Source organism: Pseudomonas sp. RA_105y_Pfl2_P56 (assembly GCF_963970845.1).
GTDB classification, from domain to species: Bacteria; Pseudomonadota; Gammaproteobacteria; order Pseudomonadales; family Pseudomonadaceae; genus Aquipseudomonas; species Aquipseudomonas baetica_A.
Genome location: NZ_CAXAPL010000017.1, coordinates 103497 through 120664 on the forward strand (window position 1 = coordinate 103497; position 17168 = coordinate 120664).

The window sequence follows — 17168 nt, forward strand, 5'->3', positions numbered from 1 at the left end:
GTGAATTGCACTGTTGATTTCGGTGGCTACACGCAAGCGAAGTTCAGATTTTCTGCACTTTCTCAAACCGCTGAAGTCCCAATCAACACACGCCACTCATCACCAATGCAGGAGAGCCACCATGGCCAACACCTCTTTACGTAAAGCCTCGTTGCAAAGCATGGAAGCCGAGATCGAGAGTCTGCTCAAATCGTTGGAAAGCCTCAAAGACGACGCTTCGGACGAGTCGCGCAAGACCCTCAAGGCGCTCAAAAGCAACGCCGAGAGTGCGCTGAAACACTCGCGCCACCTGCTCAGCGATGCCTATGAAGAAGTCAAAGTGAAAACCCGCGAGACCGGGCTCGCCACCCGTGATTACGCTCAGGAACATCCTTGGACAACGGCCGGTGTGGCGGTCGGTGCACTGGGCCTGCTCGCGGCCTACTTGCTGTTCAAGCGCGGCGAATGATCCGGCTGGCGCAGCTCGTTCTTGAGCCATTGCGCCAGTTGCCGGGCGCGCCCGTCTGCGGCGCGTTTGGGTAGCCACAGCGCCAGTTGCGCCGGGGTTTCACAGAAGCCCCACGGCGCAACCAGGCGACCAGCCTTCAAGTCTTCAGTCACCAGCGGCTCCGGCGCGATTGCCACCCCCAGTCCCGCCACTGCGGCCTCCAGCAAGTAATACAAATGCTCGAAACCTTGCCCGAGCTTCAACGTTTTGGCGTCGAGGCGGTTCTGCTGTGCCCAACTGGGCCAGGCTTGCGGGCGCGATGTGGTGTGCAGCAATGGCTCATCGAGCAAAGCCTCGGCAGATGCCCTTTGCAGGCGTTGATAGCCGCTGAATAGTGGGCTCATCACCGGGCCGATGCGCTCGGCAGCTAATTCATACACCTGCATGTCCGCCGGCCATGGCGGCTCGGCGAACAACAGCAAAGCATCGAGCCCGGGACGTCGAGGGTCAAGATCGCCCTCACCGGCCGACAGATGCAGGCGCAAATCCGGCAGATCGGCATTCAGCCGTCCCAAGCGTGGAATGAACCAACGCGCCAGCAGGCTTCCGGAACAACCGAGCACAAATGGCGCGTCGGCAGTGCTTTGGGTTAATTCGGTGCAAACACTGCGCAACCGATCAAAGGCTTCAGCGCTGGCGTCGCGTAGACGCACGCCTGCATCTGTGAGTTTCAAGCCGCGTCCATCCTTGATGAACAGGCTGAGACCTAGGTGCTCTTCCAGCACCTTGAGCTGACGACTGACCGCGCCATGGGTGACGTGCAGTTGTTCGGCCGCCTGACTGACGCTGTTCAGGCGTGCGGTGGCTTCGAAGGCGCGCAAAGCGTTCAGCGGGGGAAGGTCATGGCTCATGGTATCTGTGAGTTTTCCTGACAGGTTGCGGCGATCTTATCGGTTTTCAGCATAGAAGGTCAGGGGTAGAGTGGTCGTCATTGTCTTTTGACCCCCTGGAGCAAACCATGACCCAGACTTCGCACAACGCCGATCTGCGTAACGGCCCTGACGCCAACGGCCTGTTCGGCTCGTTCGGTGGCCGCTACGTGGCGGAAACCCTGATGCCGTTGATCCTCGATCTGGCCCGCGAGTACGAAGCGGCCAAAGAAGATCCTGCCTTCAAAGAAGAACTGGCCTACTTCCAGCGCGACTACGTCGGACGTCCCAGTCCGTTGTATTTCGCCGAACGTCTGACCGAGTTCTGCGGTGGCGCCAAGATCTACCTCAAGCGCGAAGAGCTGAACCACACTGGCGCGCACAAGATCAACAACTGCATCGGCCAGATCCTGCTGGCGCGGCGCATGGGCAAGAAACGCATCATCGCCGAGACCGGCGCTGGCATGCACGGCGTGGCAACTGCCACCGTGGCTGCGCGCTTCGGTCTGGACTGCGTGATCTACATGGGCACTACCGACATCGAGCGTCAGCAGGCCAACGTGTTCCGCATGAAGTTGCTGGGGGCCGAAGTGATCCCGGTGGTCGCCGGCACCGGCACCCTGAAGGACGCGATGAACGAAGCCCTGCGTGACTGGGTGACCAATGTCGACAGCTCTTTCTACCTGATCGGCACCGTGGCCGGGCCGCACCCGTATCCCGCGATGGTTCGCGACTTCCAGGCCGTAATCGGCAAGGAAACTCGCGACCAACTGCAAGCCCAGGAAGGTCGCCTGCCGGACAGCCTGGTGGCCTGCATCGGCGGTGGCTCCAATGCCATGGGCCTGTTTCACCCGTTCCTCGACGACAAAAGCGTTGAAATCATCGGTGTTGAAGCGGCCGGTTACGGCATCGAAACCGGCAAGCATGCGGCCAGCCTCAACGGCGGCGTACCGGGTGTATTGCACGGCAACCGTACCTTCCTGCTGCAGGACGACGACGGCCAGATCATTGACGCGCACTCGATTTCCGCCGGTCTCGACTATCCGGGCATCGGTCCGGAACATGCCTGGTTGCATGACATCGGCCGCGTGCAGTACACCTCGGTGACCGACGATGAAGCCCTCGCTGCGTTCCACAAATGCTGCCGCCTGGAAGGGATCATTCCTGCCCTGGAAAGCGCTCATGCCCTGGCTGAAGTGTTCAAACGCGCACCGAAGCTGCCCAAGGATCACCTGATGGTGGTCAACCTGTCCGGTCGTGGTGACAAAGACATGCAGACCGTGATGCACCATATGGAACAGTCGCAGCAGGAGAAACACTGATGAGCCGCCTGCAAACCCGTTTTGCTGAACTCAAGGAACACAATCGCGCCGCGCTGGTGACCTTCGTCACCGCCGGTGACCCGGACTACGACACCTCGCTGGCGATCCTCAAAGGCCTGCCGAAAGCCGGTGCCGATGTGATCGAGTTGGGCATGCCGTTCACCGATCCGATGGCGGACGGCCCGGCCATCCAACTGGCCAACATCCGTGCGCTGGGTGCCAGGCAGAATCTGGCGAAAACCCTGCAAATGGTTCGCGAATTCCGTGAAGGCAACAGCGACACGCCGTTGGTGCTGATGGGCTACTTCAATCCGATCCACAAGTTTGGCGTTGAGCGTTTCATTGCTGAAGCCAAAGACGCGGGCGTCGATGGCCTGATCGTGGTCGACATGCCACCGGAGCACAACGAAGAGCTGTGCGACCCGGCCCAGGCTGCCGGTCTGGACTTCATCCGTCTGACGACTCCGACCACGGATGACGCGCGTCTGCCGAAGGTGCTTAACGGCAGTTCCGGATTTGTTTACTACGTCTCGGTGGCCGGTGTCACCGGTGCCGGTGCAGCGACGCTGGAACACGTCGAAGAGGCGGTCACTCGCCTGCGCCGCCACACGGATCTGCCGATCAGCATCGGTTTTGGCATTCGTACGCCGGAACAAGCGGCGGCCATTGCGCGTCTGGCAGACGGTGTTGTGGTGGGGTCGGCGCTGATCGATCACATTGCTAATGCCACGACGCCCGATCAGGCGATCGACGGCGTGCTGAGCCTGTGCTCGGCGCTGGCCGAAGGCGTGCGTAAGGCCCGGGTCAGTTGAAGGTAAAGTTCCTGATACAGAGGAATTAGCACCTCGCGGCACAGCCTAACCAAGCAAGACCGAGGGATTCAGAACCACGTTCTGAATCCCTTTTTGCTGTTAGTGCAATGAGGAACCCCCCATGAAAATGCCGAAACGTCTGATTGCCAGTCTGGGCGTGCTGATGATCAGCGCGACACCGCTGCTGGCCAGCGCTGATCAGCGCGATGATCACGACCGCGGCGGCCCGCAGCAGGGCCACTACGATAACCGCGGGGACAATCGCGGCAACGATCACCATGGCCCACAGAACAACCACCGAGGTGGCCCGCCGCCGCGCGACTTCGGCCCGGTGCGCCAGACCATTCGCGACAACCACGGCTACTTCGTGCGCGGCGCACCGCCGCCACCGGGCATCCATCTGGTACGAGGCCGACCGCTGCCCCACGGTTATTACGGTGAGCGCCTGGAGGGTCGTGCGTTAGGTCGTTTGCCGGTCTATCCGGGTTACGAATGGCGCCGGGCCGGGCGCGATATCGTGCTGATCGCGGTGGGTACCGGGATCGTGTATGAAATTCTGGATGGGGTTTTGTACTGATTCACAGGCAATAAAAAAGATCGCAGCCCAGGCGGCGATCTTTCGCGTCAGGGCAACTCCAGCCCGCCCGAGGCTTTGTGCAGTTTGCGCAAATGCTCGCCAATGTGTTTCACATTGGCTTCACTCGCGGCAATCTCGGCCGCGCGCTTGGGTTCAAGCAGCTTGCGCACCTCCGTGTCCAGATCGCCGGAAAGCGCCAGGAGCTTTTTCTGCCGCTGGCTGCTTTCCGCTTGCAGTCGGCTGAACTCGCTCGGTTGCGGCAAGCCGTAACCCTTGGAATCAAGCAATTCTGCCGGGCGACTGAGGAAACCGCTGTTGGCGAGGATTTGCTGCAAAGTCGCGTTGGCCTTGTCCATCCCGCCGTTATCCAGTTCGCGTTCACCGAGGTAGCGCTGCTTGACCTCATCCTGAGCCAGCAGCAGTTGCCGGCGAAAACTGGCCTGCTCCAACAGCAGCAGTGCGGCGCTGGTGCGCAGGTCGGCGCGATCAAACCACGGACGGCGTTCCTCGGCCGACAACGATAGCCACTCCTCGACGCTGTTCTGTTTGATCGGTAATTGTTTCTTCAGTACAGCGAACATCGCTTGATAGCGATCGCGGAACGAGTCGAAGCGATACCCCAGGCGCAGAGCCTCCTTCGGATCGTCCAGCACGCTGGTGTCGGCGAGGCCGCGTCCTTTAAGCACTTCCAGCAAACCATTGGGCATGATGCTGTCCAGGCCGACGAGCTGAGCGTTGTTGCTGCCGCTGCGCAACAGCTTCAGGCCTTCCACTGCGCAATTGTTGGACAGGAAGAAGTAGTTGCCGTCGTAGCTCCAGTGCATCTCGGCGGCGTGTTCGACCACGCCTTCAATCTCGCTGCGTGACAGGTTCAGCGGCACCGATGCAAGGCTGCGCAGCTCGGTTTTGGTGTATTCATCGATGACCTGCGCCAGTGGCAAGACGAACAGCCGCGAAGGGTATTTGCCGACCAAGCCGTCCCAACTCGACAGTTGTACATCGCCCACGAAGGCGCGGTAGGACAGCACCAGATGCTGGTCCAGATCGAGCCGGCAATCCGGGCCACGTGGCCGACCCGGTGCGCAAATCACCAGACGCAACATGCTGTGGCCCCAACGGCTGACCCAGTTCTGGTTGGCCTCGGCGAGCAGGTAGTCGACGGCGTACACCCGCTCCGGATCGACTTGTCCCAACGGCTGCTTGGCGAAGTCGTTGCCCGCATTGAGAAACGCGAAACTCTTGCTGCAAGTGTCCTTGGCGGGCGGCGCCCAGCCAAAGTGTTCCTTGTAATAGCGGTACAGCGCCGGGCGGCGGCAGGCGTAGCTCGGGTCGAGGAGGAAATACTCCATGTTGACCGCGACGAACTCTTTCGGACTGGAGATTTCGTACAGATCCGGGCTGCGGGCAATCTGGCGGTTGTGTTGTTCGCGCTCGCCACGACGACCGACGTATTGCTGCCAACCGGCGAGATCGAGCAGGCGTGGGTCATCACTGAGGGTGAAGCGGCGGCCGTTCTGGCCACGGCACTCATCGGGAAGACCGATCAGCCCGGCGCTGTTGAAACGTCGGGTGCAGCGCTGGATCAGCGTGCGCTCGGCACTCGGCCACAGGCGCGCGCGATCATAAATATGGGTGACTTCGTGCAGCACCGTGGCGAGCAGTTCCTGGCGCACAGTGCCGTGGGGGCGATTGGTTTTTTCTTTGGCCGCGCTGCCGTCGGTGAGGCTGTCGAGCAGTTTGCGGTTTAGATCGAGCTCGGCGACCAGCGTGGCCTGGCCGTAGGCATTGCCGGGCATGTCGTCGGTCCAGCCAACGTCGATGTGCCGGTCCAGCCGCTCGATGAAGCTGGGCGGCAAGGCCTGCATGGCTTCATCGATCAGCGCTTGACTGGCCTGTTGTTGCGCGGCGCTCAGACCGTCGCTCTTGAGCCGCAATTGCAGGCCGGCGTGGGCGCTGTTGCCAAGCAGCAACAACGCCCCGGCCAGCAGCCAGGCGCCGAGTGATTTCACAGTGCGAGGATGGCTTCGGCGAGGACCTGATCGCTGGCGTCGCGAGCTTCCGGTACGCGAGTGCGCAAGGTATTGAGAGCGGCTTCCAGGTGTGCGCCGCGAATATCACCGTTGCTGGCGACAAAACTGGCGGCATCGTCGTGGGCTTCGCGGATGATTTTCGAGTCGCGAATCGAGGTGGTGGTATCGGACGTGAAATCGATGCTGCGCTGGGAGGCACGAACGATGATGTTACTGGTGGCTACCAGGGTGTGCGCCTGGGCCACATCGGCCAACAAAAACAGGCCAAGGGTGGCAGCAATCAGCGGGCTACGCATGGAACGACTCCGGAAGGACAAGGGTAGCTATTGGACGAGAATTGCCTGTGCCAGTTCACGGTCGCTTACATGAAGTTTCGGCCGGGTTTTGCGCAGGTAATGCAGCGCTGATTCCAGTCGAGCGCCTCGCAATTCACCGTCAGTGGCTACAAACGCTGCCGCGTCATCGTGAGCGGCGAGCACCAGTTTACGGTCGAACGGCGCGGAAGACACCATGCCGGTCGCCCAAAGGCTCACTACGGTGTTCTGCGTGGAGACATCGAAAGCATAGGCCGGTGTCACCCAGCAGGCGGTTAACACTACGGAAGGGATAAGCAGTTTTTGAAAAAAGTGCATAAGACTCGGTAACTGTTAGCGAGCCTCAAGGCTAGCGCAATGCCCGGGCCAGAGCCAGCGCCAAAAACATCGGGACACGACCGGCGTGTCCCTTCATGCCACGTTGATTCAGATCGCAAGAATCGCTTGGGCCAGTTGTGCATCGGTCGCGCTCAACTGTGGTGCTTGATGGCGGATAAGATCCAGCGCGCTTTCCAGCTTCACGCCACGGATCTGGCCTTCGCTGGCAACGAAGCTGGCCGCGTCGTCACGGGCGGCGAGTACTGTTTTGTTGTCACGCAACGACGAGGTGGCGTCGGAGGTAGCATCGGAAGAAGACTTGAGCGCACCAACAACGGCGTCGGTGGTCACGATGAAGCTGGAGGCGCTGGCATTGGCAGCCACGGCCAGCAGGGCGGCAGCGCTGAGCAGGCGAAGACGGGACATGATGTATCTCCTGTGGATAAACCGTATTGAGAGGTGGCTCGGTATCTGAGGAGTCAGACGCCAATGGCACAGCATTCGCCACGTTCTGCGTGGATATTAGGCCTGCAGACGAAGTTCGCACAGTGGGCAGAATGCTAGCGCCAGAAGGTTTTCTCCAGTTCATTCAGCCGATCGGCGTGGCTTAGCCCCAGATCCGCGAGATCCCGCCCATCCAGTTGCGTCAATAGACGCCGCGTCCTGGCTCGTTCAAGGCCTTGGCAGAAGCGGCGCAACAGGCGTTTTACGAGGTTGCAGCGAAGGGCGGGTTGTAAAGAAGCTGCTGAAACATCCTGTAAGCCATTCATGACAGATTCCTTTTTACTGGCAAGGTCGGAAAGTCATGTTGAACCCGTTGCAGGCAAGGGGGCAGATACATCCGTTTTAAATTGTACTGGTTCAGGTTCGGTATTCTTATAACTGTACTGTTGTTTGTAGCTGCCACCTGTAATGCATGTTTTCCTCGCCTGAAACGACAAAACCCGTCGCGGTTTCCCGCAACGGGTTTTGTTTGTTCAATTCGGGTTGCTGGCGGTGGGTCTAACGACCAGAGCCAGCGACGCTACTTAGCGCCAGAACGGCTTGCTCAGCTCTTCGTAGCGTTGTGCTTCGCTGATACCGGCGTCAGCCAGCAGACGCGAATCCAGACGAGCCAGTTGGTGGCGGCTGGAGATGCGGCGCTGCCACAACATCAGGTTGGCGATAACGCGCAAAGGCAGGGAAGCCTGGGTTTTTGCAGCTTTGTCTTCGAAGAACAGATCGGAACTGAGTGTACGTTCCATGGTTGACATCCTTCCGCTTGTGGCGGGATTAGGTAGTGGTTTAACTGGTGCCCATGATCCTCTCGTTTGCCTAGTCTCTCTAGATACAGTTCAACTGTATTGTGAGTGACCAGTTAACTGTTTAAAGGCGGTGTACGGGTCAAAATTGAGCAAACTGTACCTGTCTGCACTAACTCGGTGCGTTTTCGGGTGAGGCGGGCGTATTTGTAGGTAAATACTGTAGGAAATGACCAGTACAGAAGTACAGTTTTCGCAAGGAAGGCAATTTTAAAAAATCCATCGACGCAAACTGTGTTTGCGTCGATGGATTATCTGTGCGGATTACACCGCCAGCATGCGTCCGGTTTCTTCCAGGTTAATGTGCCAGCTCAAGGCTTCACGCAGGATATGCGGGGTGTGACCACCGATTGCACAGGCCGCAGTGAAGTAGTCATCCAGTGCCTGACGAAAGTCCGGATGCACACAATTATCGATGATTACCCGCGCGCGCTCCCGTGGCGCCAGCCCACGCAGATCCGCCAGGCCCACCTCGGTCACCAGAATGTCAACGTCGTGCTCGGTGTGGTCAACGTGGCTGACCATCGGCACCACGCTGGAAATCGCGCCACCCTTGGCGATCGATTTGGTCACGAACACCGCCAGATGTGCGTTGCGCGCGAAGTCACCGGAACCGCCGATACCGTTCATCATCCGTGTGCCGCAGACGTGGGTCGAGTTCACATTGCCGTAGATGTCGAACTCCAGCGCCGTGTTGATGCCGATAATGCCCAGGCGCCGTACGACTTCTGGATGGTTGGAGATCTCCTGTGGGCGCAGTACCAGTTTGTCTTTGTATTTCTCCAGGTTGCCGAACACGTCGCTGTTGCGGCGTTCCGACAAGGTGATCGAACTGCCCGAAGCGAAACTCAGCTTGCCGGCATCGATCAGGTCGAACGTCGAATCCTGCAGCACTTCGGAGTACATGGTCAGGTCTTCGAACGGTGAGTCGATCAGGCCGCACATCACCGCGTTGGCGATGTTGCCGATCCCGGCTTGCAGCGGGCCAAGCTTGTTGGTCATGCGCCCGGCATCGACTTCCTGCTTGAAGAAGGTGATCAGGTGATCGGCGATGGCGTTGGTGTCGGCATCCGGCGACGATACGGTCGATGGCGAGTCCGCCTGCTGCGTGATGACGATGGCCACGATTTTTTCCGGCGGAATCGGGATCGCTGTGCTGCCAATGCGGTCGTCGACCTTCACCAGCGGGATTGGCGTGCGCGTCGGACGATACGTCGGGATATAAATGTCATGCAGGCCTTCCAGGTTGGCGTTGTGCGCCAGGTTGATCTCGACGATGACCTGTTTGGCGAAAATCGCGAAGCTCGCTGAGTTGCCCACCGAGGTGGTCGGCACGATGTGGCCCTGTTCAGTGATGGCCACGGCTTCGATCACCGCGATGTCCGGCAGCTTCAGTTGCTGATTGCGCAGTTGCTCGACGGTTTCCGACAGATGCTGGTCAATGAACATCACTTGGCCGGCGTTGATCGCCTTGCGCAAGGTGCTGTCGACCTGAAACGGCATGCGTCGCGACAGCACGCCGGCTTCGGTCAGTTGCTTGTCGAGGTCGTTGCCCAGGCTCGCGCCGGTCATCAGGCTGATCTTCAGTGGCGTGACCTTGGCGCGTTCGGCCAACGCGTGAGGGACGGCTTTGGCTTCGCCGGCGCGGGTGAATCCGCTCATGCCGACGGTCATGCCGTCCTCAATCAAAGCGGCGGCGTCGGCGGCGCTCATCACTTTATCCAACAACGAAGGCAGGCGAATACGGTCACGGTACATGGATTATTATCTCGGGAAGCGAGTATCAGGATGCGCAGTCTAGTGAATTTCGCGGGCGCCTGTCCCGCTACCAAGGTCGCAAAAGAGGCGTCTATTTAGCGGGTTTGAAGTAAAACACCGTTACCGGATCTGCAACAACGCGGCATATTGTCCGATTGTTTTCGCCAACGAAAACGCCCCGACAAGTCGGGGCGTTCGGTATTGCTGCGGGGTGATTACTCGACCGCTTTAACCATGTCTTCGATAACTTTTTTCGCGTCGCCGAACACCATCATGGTCTTGTCCAGGTAGAACAGTTCGTTGTCCAGACCGGCATAGCCGCTGGCCATCGAGCGTTTGTTGACGATGATGGTCTTGGCCTTGAACGCTTCGAGAATCGGCATGCCGGCAATTGGCGATTTCGGATCGTTCTTCGCGGCCGGGTTGACCACGTCGTTCGCGCCGAGCACCAGCACCACGTCGGCCTGGCCGAACTCGGAGTTGATGTCTTCCATCTCGAACACCTGGTCGTAAGGCACTTCGGCCTCGGCCAGCAGGACGTTCATGTGCCCTGGCATCCGCCCGGCCACCGGGTGGATTGCGTACTTCACGGTGACGCCACGGTGGGTCAGCTTCTCGGTCAGCTCTTTCAGAGCATGCTGTGCACGCGCTACCGCCAGACCGTAGCCCGGTACGATGATCACGGTGTCGGCGTTGGTCAGCAGGAAGGTCGCATCGTCAGCCGAACCGGATTTCACCGGACGTGCTTCTTTCGCGCCAGCCGGGCCAGCGTCGGCCGTGTTGCCGAAACCGCCGAGCAGTACATTAAAGAAGGAACGGTTCATCGCCTTGCACATGATGTACGAGAGGATCGCACCGCTCGAACCCACCAGCGAACCGGCGATGATCAGCATCGAGTTGTTCAGCGAGAAACCGATACCTGCCGCTGCCCAGCCGGAATAGCTGTTGAGCATCGACACCACCACCGGCATGTCCGCGCCGCCGATCGGGATGATGATCAGCACGCCCATCACGAACGCCAGCGCCAGCATCAGCGCGAAGGCGGTGAGGTTGCCGGTGAGCATGAAGGTCAGGCCGAGCACCAGCGTCGTCAGACCCAACACCGCGTTGAGCTTGTGCTGACCGGCAAACTGTACCGGTGCGCCCTGGAACAGACGGAACTTGTACTTGCCCGAGAGCTTGCCGAACGCGATCACCGAACCGGAGAAGGTGATTGCACCGATGGCTGCACCGAGGAACAACTCCAGACGATTGCCCGCCGGAATCGAGTCGCCCAAGTGTTTAACGATGCCCAGCGACTGCGGCTCGACCACTGCGGCAATGGCGATGAACACCGCGGCCAGACCGATCATGCTGTGCATGAACGCGACCAGTTCCGGCATCTTGGTCATTTCAACGCGCTTGGCCATGATCGAACCGGCGGTGCCGCCGATCAGCAAGCCGACGATGACGTAACCGATGCCGGCGGTGGCCAGTTCAGCACCCAGCTTATAGATGAGGCCGACGGTGGTGAGGATGGCCAGTGCCATGCCGAGCATGCCGAACAGGTTGCCGCGCCGCGATGTGGTCGGGTGCGACAGGCCTTTGAGGGCCTGGATGAAGCAGATCGACGCGATCAGGTAGAGCGTCGTGACGAGATTCATGCTCATTACTTCGGCGCCTCTTCTTTTGCTTTCGGGGCTTTCTTCTTGAACATCTCAAGCATGCGGCGGGTGACCAGGAAGCCACCGAACACATTGACCGCCGCCAATGCCACGGCGAGGGTGCCCATGGTTTTGCCCAGCGGCGTGACGGTCAGCGCAGCGGCGAGCATGGCACCGACGATCACAATGGCTGAAATGGCGTTAGTCACCGCCATCAACGGCGTGTGCAGCGCAGGCGTCACGTTCCAGACCACGTGGTAACCGACATAAATCGCCAGCACGAAGATGATCAGGTTGTAGATACCGGGGGAGATAAGCTCTTCCATCGTCTGAATCCCTGCTTAGGCGTTTTTGCGGATGACTTGGCCGTCGCGGCACATCAGGCACGCGGCGACGATGTCGTCTTCGAGGTTCACTTCGAACTGGCCTTCTTTGGTGAAGACCAGCTTCAGGAAGTCCAACAGATTGCGCGCGTACAGCGCCGAGGCGTCTGCAGCGACTTCACCGGCCAGATTGGTCGGGCCGCAAAGGGTCACGCCGTTCTCGATCACCACCTGATCGGCCACGGTCAGCGGGCAGTTGCCGCCCTGAGCCGCCGCGAGATCGATGACCACCGACCCCGGTTTCATCTGCGCCACGGTATCGGCGCTCAACAGCGTCGGTGCCTTGCGGCCCGGAATCAACGCGGTAGTGATGACGATGTCAGCTTGCTTGGCGCGCTCGTGCACAGCCTGGGCCTGACGCTGCATCCAGCTCGCCGGCATTGGTCGTGCGTAACCGCCGACACCGACGGCGCATTCGCGCTCTTCATCGGTCTCGTAGGGCACGTCGACGAACTTGGCGCCGAGGGATTCGATCTGTTCCTTCACGGCCGGACGTACGTCGGACGCTTCGATCACCGCTCCCAGACGTTTCGCTGTCGCGATCGCCTGCAAACCCGCCACACCTGCACCGAGGATCAGCACGCGCGCCGCTTTCACGGTGCCCGCCGCCGTCATCAGCATCGGCATGAAACGCGGATAGTAGTGAGCGGCCAGCAACACAGCCTTGTAGCCGGCAATGTTCGCCTGGGACGACAACACATCGAGACTCTGCGCCCGCGAGGTGCGTGGTGCCGCCTCCAGGGCGAACGCGGTAATCCCGCACTCGGCCATTTTGGCGATGGTTTCGTTATTGAACGGGTTGAGCATGCCCACCAGCACCGCGCCACGCTTGATCAGCGTCAGCTCGGCGTCGCTCGGGGCGACCACTTTGAGAATCAGCTCGGCACCGAACGCGTCATTGGCACTGCCAATCGTTGCGCCTGCCGCTTCATAGGCACTGTCGACAACACTGGCCTTAATGCCGGCGCCGGTTTGCACAGTGACCTTATGACCTTGGCTGATCAGCTTTTTAATGGTTTCCGGGGTTGCAGCAACCCGTGTTTCACCGGTCTGGGTTTCGAGAGGAACACCAATGTGCACGTCAAATCTCCTGCGTGATCTTATTGAGTAAACCCAGGCACTGCGGATGGTGCGACTGGGGCGGCCGATCAGCACGATCCCGCCGAATCAAGGCGGGGCGCGGCATTTTGCAGGCGAACTTTATGCCCTTCAAGGGATTATGACGGGTGACGGAAAATTAACTACAAGTCATCCCGTGACCGAATGTCGCAGATGGCCGGCTGAACCCCTTGCAGGCCGTGCTTTTCAAGGATTCTGGCTGAATTTGAAATTTTTTCTCATCGGTGACGTGAATAGGCAGTGATGAGTCGTGAATAGAGGCTCAAAGCCACGCCATTAGGCGCTTGTGGGACGTCTGTACGACTTTCGGATACAGTCTGTGAAAATGCGACAAATATTTATATCTGTAGCGCTTTTCATTTGCTGACTACGGAGTCAACTACGGCGAAGAGCCTTTATCCTTCAAGGCTGTAGCTGTTCGCCTGATTCACCAGCCAATCGCGAAATGCCTTTAGAGACGCTGATTCGACCTTTCGCTCCGGAATCATCAGGTAATAAGCTTTGATGCTGGACAGGGCCTGCGGGTTGGCAATCACCAAGCGCTTCTCCCCCAATTCCCGCTGGATCAGGAAGGGCGGAATCAGCGCGATGCCCATGTCGTGCATGGCCGCTTGGGCGAGCATGGAGAATAGCTCGTAACGCGGGCCTGTCATGTCGCGAGGGATATTCAAGTGCTGGGAGTTGAACCACTGGCGCCAGGCATAGGGACGAGTGGTTTGCTGCAGTAAAGGTAGATCGGCGATTTCTTGGGCTGTCAGGTGTGTCTTGTTACCGAGTAGGGCGGGGCTGCACACCGGCATCGGATTCTCGCCCATCAACCTGTGGGATTCGGTACCGGACCAATCCGCGTCGCCGAAGTAGATCGCGGCGTCGAACTCGGTGTCGGCAAACAGGAACGGCCGGGTGCGGTTGGTCAGATTGACCGTCACTTCCGGATGCTTGAGCTGGAAATCCTTCAGTCGTGGCAGCAGCCATTGCGTACCGAATGTCGGCACCACCGCCAGTTCGATCACGTTGGTCCCCTGTTGGCCCATCACCGACAGCGTATCCCGTTCAACTGCATCGAGTTGGGTCGCCACCCGGCGGCTGTAGGAAAGTCCCGCTTCGGTCAGCTTCACCCCACGTCTCGAACGTCGGAACAGTTCTACGCTGAGGAACTCCTCAAGGCTGGCGATCTGTCGGCAAATGGCGCCTTGGGTGAGGGAAAGTTCTTCGGCAGCCTTGGTAAAGCTCTCGTGCCGCGCGGCGGCCTCGAAGCTGATCAGGGCAGTTGTGCTGGGGATCTTTCTGCGCATGTACATCAACCTCACTAATGCGCCGCATAAAAGGCATTTAGCGACGTTTCGGAGTGAGAAATTAGCACAACTGAATGCGAAATCCTCGTTTGCCGTGACGACGAACCGCGCCTAGGATCAATGCCACGTTAATTCACCGATTTGCGAGGACACACTCATGGGCGGTAAAGCTAGCTTCAACTGGATCGATCCCCTGCTGCTGGATCAACAGCTCACTGAAGAAGAGCGCATGATCCGCGACACCGCCGAGCAGTTCGCTCAACAGAGCCTCGCACCGCGTGTCCTCGAAGCCTTCCGCCATGAGAAGACTGACCCGGCGATCTTCCGCGAGATGGGGGAGGTCGGCCTGTTGGGCGCAACCATCCCGGAGCAATACGGTGGCAGCGGCCTCAACTATGTCAGCTACGGCTTGATTGCCCGTGAAGTGGAGCGTGTCGATTCCGGCTATCGCTCGATGATGAGCGTGCAGTCCTCGCTGGTGATGGTGCCGATCAACGAATTCGGCACCGAAGCGCAGAAGCAGAAATACCTGCCAAAACTGGCGTCCGGCGAATGGATCGGCTGCTTCGGTCTGACCGAGCCGAACCACGGTTCCGACCCGGGCGCGATGATTACCCGGGCTCGCAAGGTCGACGGCGGTTACAGCCTGACCGGCGCGAAGATGTGGATCACCAACAGCCCGATCGCCGACGTGTTCGTGGTGTGGGCCAAGGACGATGCTGGCGACATCCGTGGCTTCGTACTGGAGAAAGGCTGGAAAGGGCTGAGCGCTCCGGCGATTCACGGCAAGGTCGGCCTGCGTGCTTCGATCACCGGTGAGATCGTGATGGACAACGTGTTCGTGCCGCAAGAGAACATTTTCCCGGACGTGCGCGGTCTGAAAGGTCCTTTCACCTGCCTCAACTCCGCGCGCTACGGCATTTCCTGGGGCGCACTGGGCGCTGCCGAATTCTGCTGGCACACCGCTCGCCAATACACGCTGGATCGCCAGCAGTTCGGCCGACCACTGGCTGCTACTCAATTGATTCAGAAGAAGCTCGCCGACATGCAAACCGAGATCACGTTGGCGCTGCAAGGCTGCTTGCGTCTGGGTCGTATGAAGGACGAAGGCACGGCTGCCGTTGAAATCACGTCGATCATGAAACGCAACTCGTGTGGCAAGTCGCTGGATATCGCCCGTATGGCCCGTGACATGCTCGGTGGTAATGGTATTTCCGACGAGTTCGGTGTGGCCCGTCATCTGGTCAACCTGGAAGTGGTGAATACCTATGAAGGTACCCACGACGTTCACGCGCTGATCCTCGGGCGTGCGCAAACCGGTCTGCAGGCGTTCTATTAACAGGAGAGCGACCATGGGCGCGCTGTCGCATCTGCGGGTACTGGATTTATCGCGAGTGCTGGCCGGGCCTTGGGCCGGGCAGATCCTCGCCGACCTTGGCGCTGAGGTGATCAAGGTCGAGCGCCCGGGCAATGGTGACGATACTCGCGCCTGGGGGCCGCCCTTCCTTAAAGACGCCTATGGCGAGAACACGTCCGAAGCCGCGTATTACCTGTCGGCCAACCGTAACAAGCAATCGGTGACCATCGACTTCACCCGCCCTGAAGGGCAAAAACTTGTGCGGGAACTGGCGGCCAAGTCCGACATCTTGATCGAGAACTTCAAGGTCGGCGGCTTGGCGGCTTATGGGTTGGATTACGAGTCGCTGAAGGCAGTCAATCCGGATCTGATCTACTGCTCGATCACCGGCTTCGGTCAGACCGGGCCGTATGCCAAGCGCGCTGGTTATGACTTCATGATTCAGGGGCTGGGCGGACTGATGAGTCTGACCGGTCGGCCCGAGGGTGATGAGGGGGCGGGGCCGGTGAAGGTCGGGGTGGCGCTGACGGATATTCTGACGGGGCTCTATTCGACGGTGGCGATCCTCGCGGCACTGGCCCATCGCGATCATGACGGTGGGGGGCAGCACATCGATATGGCGTTGCTGGATGTGCAGGTGGCCTGCCTGGCTAACCAGGCGATGAACTACCTGACTACGGGCAATGCGCCTAAGCGTCTTGGCAATGCGCATCCCAACATCGTGCCGTATCAGGACTTCCCGACGGCTGATGGTGATTTCATTCTTACCGTGGGTAATGACGGTCAGTTCCGCAAATTCGCGGAAGTGGCGGGGCAACCGCAGTGGGCTGATGATCCGCGTTTCGCTACTAATAAGCTGCGGGTGGCGAATCGGGCGGTGCTGATTCCCCTCATCCGACAGGCGACGGTGTTCAAGACTACGGCTGAATGGGTGGCCCAGTTGGAGCTGGCGGGTGTGCCGTGCGGGCCGATCAACGATCTGTCGCAGGTATTTGATGATCCGCAAGTCAAGGCGCGGGGGTTGGCAATTGAATTGCCGCATGCGTTGGCAGGGATGGTACCCCAGGTGGCGAGCCCTATTCGGATGTCGCAGACCCCGGTCGAGTATCGCCGAGCGCCTCCTTTATTGGGTGAGCACACGTTGGAGGTATTACAGCGGGTATTGGGTTTGGAGGCGGGAGCGGTTGCTACGCTGAAGGAGGAGGGGGTGCTCTGACCATTTCTTCTATATAGAGGAATGGTGTTTCGATCCTGGTTAGAGGCGGATCTGGATGTTTCTTAACCGATCTGCAAGTGATTGATAGAAAAGCGAAATTAACGGTTGACGGCAGATTCTGGAAGCCTATAATTCGCCCCACTTCCGGCGCAGTCGAAACGAAAAACTCCTTGAGATTCAATGAGTTATGATGTTTTCGGCAGTGGGTTGCTTCAGGTTATCGAAGCCAGAAAGAAGTTGAAAAAGAGGTGTTGACAGCAGCGTGTAACGCTGTAGAATTCGCCTCCCGCTGACGAGAGATCGAAGGCGCAAGTGGTTGAAGTTGTTGAAGAATTCTTCGAAAGCTTCTGAAAATAATCACTTGACA

18 protein-coding genes are annotated in these 17168 nt (G+C 59.2%); 6 read left to right on the forward strand and 12 right to left on the reverse strand.

Annotation, left to right across the window (positions count from 1 at the left end; all coding sequences use genetic code 11):
• The first annotated feature begins 121 nt into the window (after positions 1–121).
• On the forward strand, positions 122–448 hold the full coding sequence (locus AACY11_RS14070; RefSeq protein WP_339432410.1) for a DUF883 family protein: 327 nt from the start codon (positions 122–124) through the stop codon (positions 446–448).
• Here the strand turns inward: AACY11_RS14070 and AACY11_RS14075 are convergent.
• Positions 421–1338 (reverse strand): LysR family transcriptional regulator, encoded by a 918-nt coding sequence (locus AACY11_RS14075; protein WP_339432411.1) that lies wholly within the window; start codon positions 1336–1338, stop codon positions 421–423. The two genes, AACY11_RS14070 and AACY11_RS14075, sit on opposite strands and share 28 nt — an antisense overlap.
• A 107-nt stretch (positions 1339–1445) precedes the next feature.
• On the opposite strand from AACY11_RS14075, the gene trpB reads away from it, so the two are divergent.
• From trpB to AACY11_RS14090, 3 genes are all read left to right on the forward strand, one after another.
• Positions 1446–2678, forward strand: a complete 1233-nt coding sequence (trpB, locus tag AACY11_RS14080; protein WP_339495003.1) for a tryptophan synthase subunit beta — start codon at positions 1446–1448, stop codon at positions 2676–2678.
• On the forward strand, positions 2678–3490 hold the full coding sequence (gene trpA, locus AACY11_RS14085; RefSeq protein WP_339432413.1) for a tryptophan synthase subunit alpha: 813 nt from the start codon (positions 2678–2680) through the stop codon (positions 3488–3490). The genes trpB and trpA overlap by 1 nt, the downstream gene beginning before the upstream one ends.
• A gap of 121 nt (positions 3491–3611) precedes the next feature.
• Positions 3612–4067, forward strand: coding sequence for an anti-virulence regulator CigR family protein (locus AACY11_RS14090; RefSeq protein WP_339432414.1), 456 nt, complete (start codon positions 3612–3614; stop codon positions 4065–4067).
• Between the two features lie 47 nt (positions 4068–4114).
• Here AACY11_RS14090 and AACY11_RS14095 read toward each other — a convergent pair whose 3' ends face one another.
• The 11 genes from AACY11_RS14095 to AACY11_RS14145 all read right to left on the reverse strand — a co-directional run bounded on the left by AACY11_RS14095 (position 4115) and on the right by AACY11_RS14145 (position 14228).
• Complete coding sequence (locus tag AACY11_RS14095) at positions 4115–6076, reverse strand: DUF7844 domain-containing protein (RefSeq protein WP_339495005.1); 1962 nt, start codon at positions 6074–6076, stop codon at positions 4115–4117.
• Positions 6073–6393, reverse strand: a complete 321-nt coding sequence (locus AACY11_RS14100; protein ID WP_221732320.1) for a DUF2388 domain-containing protein — start codon at positions 6391–6393, stop codon at positions 6073–6075. The genes AACY11_RS14095 and AACY11_RS14100 overlap by 4 nt, the downstream gene beginning before the upstream one ends.
• Before the next feature lie 27 nt (positions 6394–6420).
• A complete protein-coding gene (locus AACY11_RS14105) occupies positions 6421–6729 on the reverse strand; it encodes a DUF2388 domain-containing protein (RefSeq protein WP_339432416.1) in 309 nt (102 codons plus the stop codon).
• Between the two features lie 108 nt (positions 6730–6837).
• A complete protein-coding gene (locus tag AACY11_RS14110) occupies positions 6838–7155 on the reverse strand; it encodes a DUF2388 domain-containing protein (protein WP_221732322.1) in 318 nt (105 codons plus the stop codon).
• 134 nt (positions 7156–7289) lie between these two features.
• On the reverse strand, positions 7290–7499 hold the full coding sequence (locus AACY11_RS14115) for a DUF1127 domain-containing protein (RefSeq protein ID WP_339432417.1): 210 nt from the start codon (positions 7497–7499) through the stop codon (positions 7290–7292).
• Between the two features lie 258 nt (positions 7500–7757).
• Positions 7758–7973: a DUF1127 domain-containing protein gene (locus tag AACY11_RS14120; protein ID WP_339432418.1), complete on the reverse strand. Its 216-nt coding sequence runs from the start codon at positions 7971–7973 to the stop codon at positions 7758–7760.
• Positions 7974–8294: 321 nt separating this feature from the next.
• Positions 8295–9788 carry an acetyl-CoA hydrolase/transferase family protein gene (locus tag AACY11_RS14125; protein ID WP_221732324.1) on the reverse strand — a complete coding sequence of 498 codons (1494 nt, stop codon included), beginning with the start codon at positions 9786–9788 and terminating at the stop codon, positions 8295–8297.
• A gap of 215 nt (positions 9789–10003) precedes the next feature.
• On the reverse strand, positions 10004–11437 hold the full coding sequence (locus AACY11_RS14130; protein WP_339432419.1) for an NAD(P)(+) transhydrogenase (Re/Si-specific) subunit beta: 1434 nt from the start codon (positions 11435–11437) through the stop codon (positions 10004–10006).
• Positions 11437–11757, reverse strand: coding sequence for an NAD(P) transhydrogenase subunit alpha (locus tag AACY11_RS14135; RefSeq protein ID WP_003220416.1), 321 nt, complete (start codon positions 11755–11757; stop codon positions 11437–11439). Before AACY11_RS14135 ends, AACY11_RS14130 begins: the two co-directional genes overlap by 1 nt.
• A 15-nt stretch (positions 11758–11772) precedes the next feature.
• Positions 11773–12894: a Re/Si-specific NAD(P)(+) transhydrogenase subunit alpha gene (locus tag AACY11_RS14140; protein WP_339495007.1), complete on the reverse strand. Its 1122-nt coding sequence runs from the start codon at positions 12892–12894 to the stop codon at positions 11773–11775.
• A 434-nt stretch (positions 12895–13328) separates the two neighbouring features.
• On the reverse strand, positions 13329–14228 hold the full coding sequence (locus AACY11_RS14145; protein WP_339432421.1) for a LysR family transcriptional regulator: 900 nt from the start codon (positions 14226–14228) through the stop codon (positions 13329–13331).
• Positions 14229–14385: 157 nt separating this feature from the next.
• Here AACY11_RS14145 and AACY11_RS14150 point away from each other — a divergent pair, with 157 nt between their 5' ends.
• The gene (locus AACY11_RS14150; protein ID WP_339432422.1) at positions 14386–15567 is read left to right on the forward strand and encodes an acyl-CoA dehydrogenase; all 1182 of its coding nucleotides are present in this window, start codon (positions 14386–14388) and stop codon (positions 15565–15567) included.
• A gap of 13 nt (positions 15568–15580) precedes the next feature.
• Entirely contained in the window at positions 15581–16801 is a 1221-nt protein-coding gene (locus AACY11_RS14155; RefSeq protein WP_339432423.1) for a CaiB/BaiF CoA transferase family protein, read from the forward strand.
• Positions 16802–17168: the final 367 nt, after the last annotated feature.